Raw genomic sequence first — 13,666 nt, forward strand, 5'->3', positions numbered from 1 at the left:
AATGGCTACCTTCGTATTAACTTTTTTTGAACGTCTGCAGATGGGGGCGCGGAGGCGGTTCGGTTAGTGCAAAAAAGCATCGGCGAGGGACCCCTGGGCCGTCGTCAAAGCAGCTTTTCTCCGTATGGAACTCCCGCTTTGCCATAATGAAAACGCATTCTTGGCAGGCCAGAAACAGTCAACACTCACATGGGCGTCCACGCCACGGTCGTTTTCGCGGATCTGACGGGCAGCACTCGGGTTTTCGAGGCCATGGGCAATGCTCGTGCCACCGATGTCGTCACACGCCTGATCCAGTGGATCGGTGGTGTATGCGAACGGCAGGGCGGGCGCGTCGTCAAGTCGCTTGGTGATGGCGTCTTCGCGGTGTTTGCCGATGGCGCGTCAGCCACTCATGCCGTTCTTGAGTTACAGCGCAACCATCAGAAGCGGCTTCAGACCTGGCCGGCGGCCCTGCGCATGGAACTGCAGATCGGCGTTGCCGCTGGTGACGTGGTCGAGATCGACGGCGACTGCTACGGTGACGCCGTCAACCTCGCGTCGCGGCTCAGCGACCTGGCTGGCCCCAGCCAGATCTGGGCCACGGAATCGGTCGTCGAGCAGTTGCACGGCATCGATGCCCGCTGCCGCAACCTCGGCCCCATCAACATTCGTGGCAAGAACGAAATGCCGGTGGTCTACCGGATCGACTGGCAGGACGAGGTCACCGAGTTCCTCACCATGCCGGCAACGCTGATGCCGCCGGCCAAGCCTGTCGATACCGGCTTTGGCCAGATCGAGCTGACATGGCTGGACGTGCGCGGCAGGTTTCGCGCGGAAGATCTGCCCATCCATCTCGGCCGAGTCGACGAAGCCCAGTTTGTCGTGAACGACCCACGCGTGTCGCGCCTGCATGCGCGCATCGAGGCACGCAACGGGACGTGCGTCTTGGTTGACATCAGCACCTATGGCACATGGGTGCGCTTTCATACCGCAACGGGCGCGAGCAACGAGATCGCACTACGGCGCGACGAATGCGTGTTGCATGGCAGCGGGGAAATCGGCCTCGGCGCTGCGTTGTCCGATTTCAGCGCGCCCACGATCTCTTTCAACACCACCGGCGGCGGCCTTCAGTTGGCGCGTCGCAGCTTGTAGCGATTGCGTTTCCATGCAAGATGAAATTTCCCTTGCACCTGTGCAGTTCGTCTGAAATACCGGTTCGACTCGTTTATCCTCCGGCTTGAATAGGGATAAGTGGGCCGCCGCTTGCTGTTTGCGGGCGAACGCACACACGATGCGGCAGGGACACATGGCAATCTTTCCCTGCGGCCCGTCGAAGCTGCCCTAACCAAGGAGAACGATGGCATGGGACTGTTCGGGGCACTGATGAAGACATGGGGGCTTTCCGGCGGCCAGGCGCTGATTGACCGAGCAGCTGCGACCGTGCCCGAGTCGCGATCCGCATCGACCGGCGACAGTCCCGTCCTTCGACCGCAAAGCCGCGCTCTGGCACTGGAGCCGCGCATCATGTTCGACGGTGCTGCCGCTGCAGCCGCCGACCAGCAGCACCAGGGCGATACCACCCGACCGACCGAGGCCCCGAGCGCCGAGCGCAGCAACACGCAACCCACGCCCGCCGCCGAGACCACCAAGCCCGCCACGGCGCGCGAGCAGGCGGCCCAGGGCGAACCTGCCGCACCCACCATCGCGCCGCAGCATCTGCTGGTGATCGACAGCCGCGTGGAACAGGCGGAACAACTGCAGTCGCAGGTCGGCCCGGATGTGAAAGTGCTGGTGGTCGATGCTGCCCAGGATGGTCTGGCGGCCATCTCTGCCGCCCTTGCCCAATTGGGGCAGGTGGATTCGATCCAGATCCTGTCGCATGGCGCGGCGGGCCAGTTCAGTCTGGGCAGTGCGCTCATCAGCGCCAACAACGTCGATGACCTGGCGCCGCAACTGCAAGGCTGGCAGGCCTACCTGACGGTCGATGCCGACATCCAGCTCTACGGCTGCAACGTGGGCGCCGGCATGGCGGGCCAGACACTGGTTAACGAGCTCGCGCGCTGGACCGGCGCCGATGTCGGCGCGTCCGCCGATGCCACCGGCGCTACCGCCGACGGCGGCAACTGGGTTCTCGAAACCACCGCGGGCGAGGTCGACAAGGCGCTGGTGCTCGGTGCCGACGCGCTGGCCGGGTTCGACGGCCTCCTGGCTACGCCGACGGTGACCTTGTCCTCCGGCGGCGACGACGTGCTGCTGGGCAGCACCTTCACCGTCACCGCGTCGTTCACCAACCCTGCGGCCGAAGTGGGCTATGCCCCGTTCATCGACGTGTTCATCCCGGCGACCGGCAAGGATGGCGTGGGCGCCGAGGTGGACGATGGCGTCACCTTCGTCTCGGCCACCTACCAGGGTCAGGTCATCAAGTCCTATGTGCTGACCTTCGACGCCAACGGACAGGCCACGCACCCGCTGGCCAAGGACATCACCGGGCAACCCGTGATCGTCTACGCCGCCGACTACGGCCTGCGTGCGGGCGACCAGTTCGTGGTGGTGCAGTTGCCCATGGCCAGCATCATCTCGGGCCAGCCGCCGGTCAACGTCGTGCTCACGTTTCAGTTGAGCGACCTGGCCGACACCAGCCTGACGGATGGCGCGCCGCAGCTGTCCATTCGTGCGCGCGGCGGCTTCCAGTTCGGCAACACCTCGGCCGATGATCCGACCGTCGATCCGTCGCAGTTCGAAAGCGCAACCCACGCTTACGTGGTCAATCCGACCATGGTGGATCTGACGCTGACGGACATGGTCCCGGACGACCAGACCGCCACCGGACCCAACTTCACGCGCAGCTTCGTCGTGACCGGCAGCACGCCCAGCGATCAGCAACTGACGAATGTGGTGATCGAGCAGGACCTGCCGAAGGACATCATCGTGACCAGCATCGTGCCTGGCGCGAACGGCACCGTCAGCTCCATCACGCTGCAGGACGGCACGGTCATCACCGATTCGGGCGTGATCGCGTCGACGCTGGCCGCAGGCGCCTACCTGAGCCACTACGAAGTGACGTACAGCCAGCTGAGCGGTTCGGTCGACACGACGGTCAACTTCTACGTGCCGGAAGTCGACTCCGACGGTGTTCCGATCCTCAATCCGGTCACGGGAGCGCCCGCCACGGTCAACATCGCGGCGCCGACCGCCACGGCAACCTGGACGCCCCTCGACACCCGCGACGTGCCCGCCGACGGCGCGCAGCTCAGCGGCAGCGGCAATTCGCAGGCCTTCCAGGTCCTGCCGATGGTGGTCTACAAGCAATCCGAGATCACGACCGACGTGGGCTCGACAGGCGCTTCGCCAGGCGACACAGTCACCTACACGCTGAACGTCGAGATGTCCGACTACTTTGCGTTCGGGCGCACGCCGCTGGACGAAGGCCGGCTCGTGATCATCGACCAGGCGAGCAACGGCCAGACCCTGGTGGATGGCTCCGGCGTGTTCACCTTCACCATGAACGGCACAACGGTCACCGTGCCCATCACGCCCACCAGCAGAACCTACGATCCGGCCACCGGCCTGTGGACCATGGAGCTGGATCTGGCCCAGGCGATCCGCGACAACGGCGCCGCACTGGCCGCGCTTGTGGGCGACCTGGCGTTCGACAGCGTCGTCGACGGCAAGACCGTGGCGACCATCACCTACCAGACCACGATCGACCAGAGCTACGTCGGCGATGGCGGCTCCATCAACGAAGGCGACTCCATCGGCAACAACGCCACCATCACCGGCACGGTGCTGGTGGACCGCTTCAACACCGGGGGCGAGGCCTCCGACAGCGATGGCACGACGATCGACGTGCCGGTGAACAAGATCGACATCATCGTGGACACGGTCAACGGCGCAGCGGCGCCGGCCAATGTCGAGCTGCGGCCTGGCGACGTGGTGACCTTCCGCATCAGCTACGACCTGCAGACCGGCGACTACGAGAGCTTCACGCTCAGCGCCTACATGCCGCTGCCGTTGTTCGACGTGAGTGGCATCAGCTGGACCAACGGGAACGCCGTCGGCCAATGGGCCTATGGGCCCAACCACACGATCACGGACACCCTGGTCGGCGCGCCGACCAGCGTGGTCAACGGCAACTACATCGTGTTCGACTTCGGCGATCACGACTCGCCGTTCTTGCAGGGCCGACGCGTCGAGATCCTGTTCACGATGGAGGTGTCCGACACGCCATTCGGCGACCAGCGCACGGTGGCGGTGATCGCGCAGTCCAACCAACTGACTTCGGCCGGCGATACGCTCACCTCTGAAGACGCGGCGCCGATCTCGTCCATCGCCGAGCCCGTGGTCTCGATTTCGCAAGGCGTGGTGTCGAGCAGCTTTGGCACCATCACCGGCGCCGGTGCCAACGGCTGGGCCCTGCCTGGCGACACCGGCGTGCCGTTCACGTCGCCAGTCACGCAGATCACCGACGTCAACGGCGATATCAGCGGCCTCGATGGGGCCGACACCATTCGCATGGCCACCGCCCTCGAAAACAGCGGGGGCGGCGGAGCCTACGACGTGAGGACCACGGTCACGCTGCCTCTGGGCCTTTCCTTCGCGACGGGCAGTCTGTCCGGGACGCTGCGCGTCTTCCGCGGCGACGGCACCGAACTGGTGAACGACGTCGACTACATCGTGACGGGCAACGTCGTGATTTTTCAGGATCCGGTGGCCGGCAGTGCCTCTCTGCTGCCCGGCAGACCGGGAAGCGCCGCGGACGCGAGCGGAGCGAACGTGCTCGTCCTGATCTACGACGTCCAGGTGACGTCGAGCATTGCAGCCGACAGCACGCTTCAGACGGTCGCAGAACTCAACAGATACGCGTCGGTCAAGGGCGGAGAAGATTTCACCCCCGTGGATCCGACCGACATCTCGGCCCAGCAGGTGGCGGCACCGACGATCACCAAGGTGTTCGCGGATGGCACGCTGGACGCGAGCGACACCAGCTCGGCCGGCACGGTCGGCTCCGACGTCGTGGTGGGCGAAACCATCCTCTACGACATCGTCGTCACCTTGCCCGAGGGCACGACCAACAGCCTTCGCATCGACGACCTGATTCCGCCCGGCTTGGCGCTGGACATGTCTTTCGGCGGTGGCCAGGGCTATCAGCTGATCACCGTGGCCGGCGCGGGCGGCAGCGGCGCCCTGGCGGCCGACTTCAACGGCAGCGTGAGCGGCGTGTCGGTAAGCTCCGGCGGCGCCATTGGCACAGACGGCGTCGATGCGCGCATGACGTTCAGTGCGAACGCCACCTCGGCCGACAACAACGCGGGCAACAACAGCTTCGTGATCCGCGTGCGCCTGGTGGCGAGCAATGAAAGCGGCAACCAGGCGGGCCGCGTACTCAGCAACGTCGCTCAGATCGTCTACAGCGACCCGGACGGCGATGCACCCGCCGGCGCAGCCGTGGACCGCACGGTGGCCATGACGGGCGCGCAGCCGTCGGTCACGCTGCGCGAGCCCACCTTGACGCTTACGCAGACATCCGCGATCGACTCGGCCATCGGCGTGGATGGCGGCGACCTGATCGAATACACGATCACCATCACCAACAACAGCGGCTACGACGCCTACGACATCAGCTTGCTGGAGGCCTTTCCGACTGCTGGCAACGTCCCCGTTCCGCTGCTGACCAACGTTGCGCTGATCGGCTCGGCCGTCTACGGCGGCGGCGCGACGAGCAACGGCGGGCCCGATTTCGTGCTCGGTGCCGACGGCATCCTGCGCACAGCCGATGGGGCCAACGTCGACATCCTGGCCGGCGGCAGCATCACGCTGCGCGTGACGGCGCAAGTCACGCCGGAGGCCGTCGAAGGCCAGAGCATCGACAGCACGGCCCAGGTGCAATGGACCAGCCTGAACGACACCGTTCCCGTCACCGCTGCGGGCGGCGAGCGCACTGGCACGGATGGGCTGCTGAACCAGGGTTCGCTCAACGACTACCGCGTCGAAGCCGTCACCAAGGTGCCGGTGGCGAGCGCATTGCAGCTTTCGCGCATCGGTGGACTCGACTCGACACCGCCCGCGGATGGCGGCACCGGTGGAGCACTGGAGACGGTGGCCGTGGGAGAACTTGTGCGCTACCGGCTGGTGTCCTTGATCCCCGAGGGTCTGAACAACGGCTATCGCGTGCAGGTCACGCTCGATGCTGGATTGGTCTTCCAGAACGACGGCACGATCAAGATCGCGATCGTCTCCAATGGTGGTGTGACGAGTACCGTCACCCTCAACGCCGACGGTACGCTGTTTGTCACAGGAAACAGCGAAAGCGAGATTGGCCAGTTCATCAAGCCCGACCTGAGCGGCCAGAGTCCGGATGCCACGATCGCGGCCGGCGTGGTGACGACCGCAGTGGTCAATGGACGGACCGTCGTGACTTTCCAACTCGGGAACATCACCAATTCGGAAGCCGATTCGGATCTGGAAGGCGTGGTGATCGAGTTCAATGCGCGGGTCGCCAACGTAGCCGGCAACGTCGCGGGCACCACGCTCGCCGTGTCTGCGCAAGCCGTGACTGCCAGCAGCGGGGCTCGCGCAACCGATACGCTCAACGAGGTGATCGTCGAGCCCGCCTTCACTGGCATGGTCAAGCAGGTGACCGATTTCGAGTCCAACGCCAGTGCCACGACGAGCACCGCTGACGTGTCCGTGTCGTTCACGCAAAGCGGCAACGCCACGGCCTACGACGTGCAGTTGAACGACGCCTTTGCGGGGGTCAATAGCTACACCTTGTCGAGCATCACGATCAACGGCCAGGTGCTGACCACTGCCCAGCAGTTCGTGGACGCCGGCATCACGAATACGTCCGACAGCACCGGCATCCACCTGCAGTTTGCGAGCATCGCCGCCGGCACGAGTGTGGTGGTGAACTACAGCGTGACGGTGGATGCGAAGACGGCCTACGCCACCACCGATGCGGTGCTCACCTGGAGCAGCCTGCCCGAGACGTTCACCGAATGGGGCGGCAGCGATGTCGGTGCCGATGCGAGTGCCGATGGAGAGCGCGACGGCAGCGGAGGCGTCAACGACTATCGCGTTGCCGAAGGCGCAGGGCTGGGCCTGATCTCCGGCACCCTGTGGGACGACACGAAGTCGGCAACCACCAGCCTCACACCTGACGGCCCGCTACTGGCCGGGCAGAACATCACGCTGCGATGGGCGGGCGGCGACGGCGTCTTCGGTACAAATGACGACGGAGAGTTCTCGACCGTCACCGACGGCAACGGCGTCTTCTACTTCAGCGCGCTGGCGGCGGGCAACTACCGTGTCGAGGCCCCGACGGTGATCTCGCAGCTGGACCCGATCGGTCAGATGCGCCCACGGATCGACACCGATGGCAGCACCTTGGGGCAGGTGGCCAGCACTGTCGGGGAGGGTGGCACTAACGGCGCCAACGTGGGCTATGTGCAGATCAACGATGCGCCGGTCAACACGGTTCCGGGGCAACAAGCCGGCCTGGAAGATGTGGTGCTGAACCTCGGGGCCATCACCGTCGGCGATGTAGACATCGACAACGGCCCGACCGCGGGGGTCCTGGATGTCACGCTGGCCGTGACCCGCGGCGTGCTGAACTTCAGTGGAACGGCACCCGCCGGCCTGACCATCACGGGCGCTGGCACCGCGACCATGACCTTGAGCGGCAATGTGGCCGACCTCAACAATCTGCTGGCCCGGCTGACCTACCTGGGCAACGCCAACTACAACGGCAACGACACGCTGACCGTCACGACCCGAGACCGGGGCAACTACGGCGATGCCGACAACGACGGCACGCCCGGCGAACCCGTCGAGGATCAGTTGCAGGACGTGGACACCGTGGCCATCGTCCTGGCACCGGTCAACGACCTGCCGGTCGGCGTGAACGACGTCGCCATCTCGATCGAAGCCGGCGGCACCTTCAACGGCACGCCCGGCGTGAATCCATCGGGCAGCATGCTGGCCAACGACACCGATGTCGACATCGCCACCAATGGGGACGTGCTGCACCTGACCAACGTGACGAATCCGTCGACGGGCAGTTCCGTGAACATCGCCGACAACGACAACAGCAGCACCGAGCATGCGATCGTTGGTCAGTACGGCACCTTGTACGTGCGCGCCAACGGCGCCGCCCGGTACGTTCTGGACAACGCCAACACGCAGGTCCAGGAGTTGCTGCTGCGCAGCCAGACCTTGACCGAGGTGTTCACCTACACCCTGGCTGATTCGGCGAACGCCGCGGCGCTGAACACGCCAACGCTCACCATCACCATCCAGGGCGCCAACGACACGCCGGTCGCGACGGACGACGCCGGTACCGCCGTGGAGGCCGGGGGAACGAACAACACCACGGCCGGCAGCAGCGCCACCGGCAACGTTCTGCTGGGCGATGCCAACGGCGGCGTGGCCGATACGGACGTGGACAGCCCCACCAACGGTGAAAGCCGAACCGTCACCGGCGTGCGCAACGTGCCCGAGGGGGAGGCTGGTCCTCTGTCGCCCGTGGCGCCGACCACCATCATCACCGGCCTGTACGGCACGTTGACCATCAACGCGAGCGGCAGCTACACCTATGTGGTGAACGACAACGATCCGACCGTCCAGGCGCTGTCGGCAGGCCAGACGCTGCAGGACGTGTTCAGCTACGAGATCACCGATGTGGGCGGGCTGAGCGACATCGCGAACCTGACCATCACCATCCAGGGCGCCGACGATGCGCCGGTGGCGACAGACGATGCGGCGATCGCGGTGGAGGCGGGCGGCGTGGCCAACGGCACGGCCGGCAGCAACGGCACGGGCAATGTGCTGGGCAACGACAGCGACATCGACAACCTGGCGGCTGCCTTGTCGGTCTCGGCGGTGCGCACCGGTCAGGAAACGGGCAGCGGCACGGCCGGAACGGTGGGCACGGCGCTGGCCGGGGCCTACGGCACGCTCACGCTCAACGCGGACGGCAGCTACACCTACGTGGTGGACAACACCAATGCGGCGGTGCAGGCACTGCGCCTGTCGGGCAACACGCTGGTGGACTACTTCACCTACACGGTGAGCGATGGCACGCTGATCGACACGGCGCAGCTGGCCGTGACGATCCAAGGCGCCAACGACAACCCCGTCGCCGCCGACGATGCGGGCACGGCGATCGAGGCGGGCGGAACGGGCAACGGCACGGCCGGCAGCAACGCCACCGGCAACGTGCTGAGCAACGACACCGACGTCGACCTGAACGCGGAAACCAAGACGGTACAGGGCTACGTGATCGATGGCACGTCCTCGGCGGGCGTGGTCGGCAGTGCATCGGCGACGCAGTACGGCACGCTCACGCTCAATGCCGACGGCAGCTACACCTACGTGGTGGACAACGCCAACGCCACCGTGCAGGCGCTGGCCCCAGGCCAGACGCTGACGGAGAGCTTCACCTACACCGTGGTGGACGCGCTCGGTGCGACCGACGTGGCCGTGCTGACCATCACCATCCAGGGCGCCGACGATGCGCCGGTGGCGACGGACGATGTGGCGATCGCGGTGGAGGCGGGCGGCGTGGCCAACGGCACGGCCGGCAGCAACGGCACGGGCAATGTGCTGGGCAACGACAGCGACATCGACAACCTGGCGGCTGCCTTGTCGGTCTCGGCGGTGCGCACCGGTCAGGAAACGGGCAGCGGCACGGCCGGAACGGTGGGCACGGCGCTGGCCGGGGCCTACGGCACGCTCACGCTCAACGCGGACGGCAGCTACACCTACGTGGTGGACAACACCAACGCGGCGGTCCAGGCACTGCGCCTGTCGGGCAACACGCTGGTGGACTACTTCACCTACACGGTGAGCGATGGCACGCTGATCGACACGGCGCAGCTGGCCGTGACGATCCAAGGCGCCAACGACAACCCCGTCGCCGCCGACGATGCGGGCACGGCGATCGAGGCGGGCGGAACGGGCAACGGCACGGCCGGCAGCAACGCCACCGGCAACGTGCTGAGCAACGACACCGACGTCGACCTGAACGCGGAAACCAAGACGGTACAGGGCTACGTGATCGATGGCACGTCCTCGGCGGGCGTGGTGGGCAGTGCATCGGCGACGCAGTACGGCACGCTCACGCTCAATGCCGACGGCAGCTACACCTACGTGGTGGACAACGCCAACGCCACCGTGCAGGCGCTGGCCCCAGGCCAGACGCTGACGGAGACCTTCACCTACACCGTGGTGGACGCGCTGGGTGCGACCGACGTGGCCGTGCTGACCATCACCATCCAGGGCGCCGACGATGCGCCGGTGGCGACAGACGATGTGGCGATCGCGGTGGAGGCGGGCGGCGTGGCCAACGGCACGGCCGGCAGCAACGGCACGGGCAATGTGCTGGGCAACGACAGCGACATCGACAACCTGGCGGCTGCCTTGTCGGTCTCGGCGGTGCGCACCGGTCAGGAAACGGGCAGCGGCACGGCCGGAACGGTGGGCACGGCGCTGGCCGGGGCCTACGGCACGCTCACGCTCAACGCGGACGGCAGCTACACCTACGTGGTGGACAACACCAATGCGGCGGTGCAGGCACTGCGCCTGTCGGGCAACACGCTGGTGGACTACTTCACCTACACGGTGAGCGACGGCACGCTGATCGACACGGCGCAGCTGGCCGTGACGATCCAGGGCGCCAACGACAACCCGGTCGCCGCCAACGACGCCGGTACCGCCATCGAAGCCGGCGGCGTCGCCAATGGCACGCCGGGCAGCAACGCCACCGGCAACGTGCTGGCCAACGACACCGATGTCGACCTCAATGGCGAGACCAAGCGTGTCTCCGCCTTCGATTTGCCGGCCACGGGTGCCGGTACCGTCGGCACCCGGTTCACGGCTCAGTACGGCTGGCTCACGCTCAATGCCGACGGCAGCTACACCTATGAGGTGGACAACGCCAACACGACGGTGCAGGCGCTGCTGCCTGGCCAGACGCTGACCGAGACCTTCAACTACACGGTGGCCGACGCGCTGAATGCGACCGCCACGGCGCAACTGGTCATCACGATCCAGGGCACGGACGACACGCCGGTCGCGATCGACGACACGGCTGCCGCCATGGAATCGGGCGGCACCGCCAACGCAACGCCGGGCATCAATCCCAGCGGCAATCTGCTGGGCAACGACACCGACGTGGACAACCTCGATCCGCGCCGGCTGGATGGCATCCGCACCGGCGCCGAGACGGACGGCGGCGCCTTCACCGCCGTGGGCGTGGCGCAGCCGGTCAGCATCGTGGGGCGCTTCGGCACGCTCACCGTGCAGGCGAACGGCAGCTACACCTATGTGGTGGACAACGCCGCGGTGCTGGTCGAACGCATGCGCGGCGGCAACCAGGACAGCCTGACCGACACCTTCAGCTATCGCGCGGTGGACCTGGCCGGCCAGTTCGACATCGCCCAGCTGGTCGTGACCATCGACGGTGCGTGGGATGCGCCGTTTGCCGTGAACGACAACGACATCGCCGCTGCCGGCACCATCCGCAACCCCACCCTGGGCGTCGACGCCGTGGGCAATGTGCTGCCCAACGACTCCGATGTCGATGTGCCGGATGGCAAGGTGGTCTCCGGCATCGGCGTCGGGTCGGAAGCCTCGAACCCGACGCTCACCGCGGTGGCGGCCACGACGGTGGACATCGTCGGCCTTTACGGCACGTTGTCGATCAACGCGGACGGCAGCTACGTCTACCGAGTCGACGCCCGGAACCTGGACGTGCAGGGCCTGCAGCCAGGTCAGTTCCTCAACGAGTACTTCACCTACGAGGTGCGCGACAACGGCAACCTGACCGACCGCGCACAGCTCTACATCGAAGTCTTCGGCATCGACAACCCGCCGTTCACCGTGCCCGATGTGGCAGTCGCCGTGGAAGCAGGCGGCATCGACAATGGCACGCCCGGCACCAACCCCAGCGGCAACGTGCTGGACAACGATTTCGACCTCGACGGCGACGAGATGACCATCATCGGCATCCGCACCGGGACGCTGCTTCGGGTCGACTCGTCGGGCACGGTCGGGCAGGTGCTGCGCGGCCAGTACGGCGACCTGGTCATCTTTGCCGACGGCACCTGGTCGTACACCCTCGACAACAGCCTGCCCGAAGTGCAGGCCCTGCGCACCAGCAGCGACAAGCTGCTGGACTCGTTCACCTACGTGGTGGCCGATCCGCTGGGAGAAACCGACACCGGGCTGCTGGAGATCGTCATCGACGGCAGCAACGACACCCCCGTTGCCCGCAGCGACGCAGCGGTCGCGGTGGAAGCCGGCGGCATCTACAACGGCACCCCGGGCAGCGACGGCACCGGCAATGTGCTGGACAACGATTCGGATGTCGACGGCACGCAGTACGACGAGACCAAGCAGGTGCAAAGCTATACCAGCGAGACCGGCGCGACCGGCGACGCGGGCGGCGTCGTCGCCGGCCTCTACGGCACGCTGGTCATCAACGCCGACGGCAGCTTCCGCTACGTGGTCGACAACGACAACCCGTTGGTGCAGGCCATGCGCACCAATGGCGAAGTGCTCACCGAAAGCTTCAGCTACGTGATGCGGGACACCGCTGGTGCAACTTCGCAGGCCAACCTGCTCATCGTCGTGCGCGGCGCCAACGACAACCCGGTGGCGCGCGACGACAGCAACATCGCGTCGGACCAGGTGGTCGCGCCCCAGGCCGGCGGCAATGTGCTGCCCAACGATTCGGACGTGGACGGCGGGGACGCTTTGCAGGTGGGCGCCATCCGCACCGGCGAAGAGGCGGGCAGCGGCACCACCGGCACGCTGGGCCAAGCCCTGGCCGGACGCTACGGCACCCTGGTCATCAATGCCGACGGCAGCTACATCTACAGCATCGACATGACCAATCCCGAGGTGCTGGCGGCAGCAGGGTTCGGCCAGATCCTGCGGGACGTGTTCACCTACACGCTGGTCGACCGCGCCGGCGCGACCGACTTGGCGCAGTTGGTCATCCACCTCGACATCTCGGCGCCGCGCGTGGATGGCGGCAGCCCGGACTACTTCGGCCGCTTTCAACTGTTCCCGCAGCAACCGACGACCACGCTCAGCGTCGAGCCCGGCCTGTTCGTGCAGCCGGTGGTGCGCCAAAGCGCGATCCAGCAATACGCGGACCGCGTGGCGGCAGATGGCACCGAGATCGGGCTGGTGATCGATCGCAGCCTGCTCGATCCACCCGCTTCCGTCACCTACGGGCTCGGCTCGACAGAAGGCGAGTACGTGGGCGAGGTGGTGCGCAACAACAACCTGCTGGCGCAGTTGGAGATGGCGCGCTTCCTGGGCCGCCACGGCCGGGTGGCGTTGACGGCGGACGGCCTGCTGGCCGATCCCTCGCTTTTCGGGCAGACGCCCGAAAGCCTCACGCGCGGCCCGTCGCAGCGCCTGGTGCCCGACGGCGAGGCGGGCGGCCAGCGCGCGCCGCTGGCCAAGGCCCCGGCCGTGTCGCCCGACGAATCGCGGCTGGCACAGGCTGCGTCAGGGGAGCCACCGCAGCGGCCGCTTGGCTTGGATACCGTCGCCGATGTGCCCGTCGACGGCGACGCTGATCCGCATGCGCTCAGTGCCTCTGCCTTCAGCGACCAGCTCAAGCTCGCGGCGTCGCGCCTGTATTCACATCTCGTTCAATAAAAAAAGTCCGATA

2 protein-coding genes are annotated in these 13,666 nt (G+C 66.4%); both read left to right on the top strand.

Annotation, left to right across the window (positions count from 1 at the left end; all coding sequences use genetic code 11):
• Positions 1-189: 189 nt before the first annotated feature.
• Positions 190-1,134, top strand: a complete 945-nt coding sequence (locus tag QTH91_RS07640) for an adenylate/guanylate cyclase domain-containing protein (protein ID WP_286659386.1) — start codon at positions 190-192, stop codon at positions 1,132-1,134.
• A gap of 210 nt (positions 1,135-1,344) precedes the next feature.
• Entirely contained in the window at positions 1,345-13,653 is a 12,309-nt protein-coding gene (locus QTH91_RS07645; protein WP_286659387.1) for a cadherin-like domain-containing protein, read from the top strand.
• Positions 13,654-13,666 lie beyond the last annotated feature (13 nt).

It is taken from the genome of Variovorax dokdonensis (assembly GCF_030316895.1).
Taxonomy (GTDB): Bacteria; Pseudomonadota; Gammaproteobacteria; order Burkholderiales; family Burkholderiaceae_C; genus Variovorax; species Variovorax dokdonensis.

Bases quoted from the DNA above. Each gene is read 5' to 3' on its own strand.
- QTH91_RS07645 (WP_286659387.1), top strand. From the start codon at position 1,345: ATGGGACTGTTCGGGGCACTGATGAAGACATGGGGGCTTTCCGGCGGC.
- QTH91_RS07640 (WP_286659386.1), top strand. From the start codon at position 190: ATGGGCGTCCACGCCACGGTCGTTTTCGCGGATCTGACGGGCAGCACT.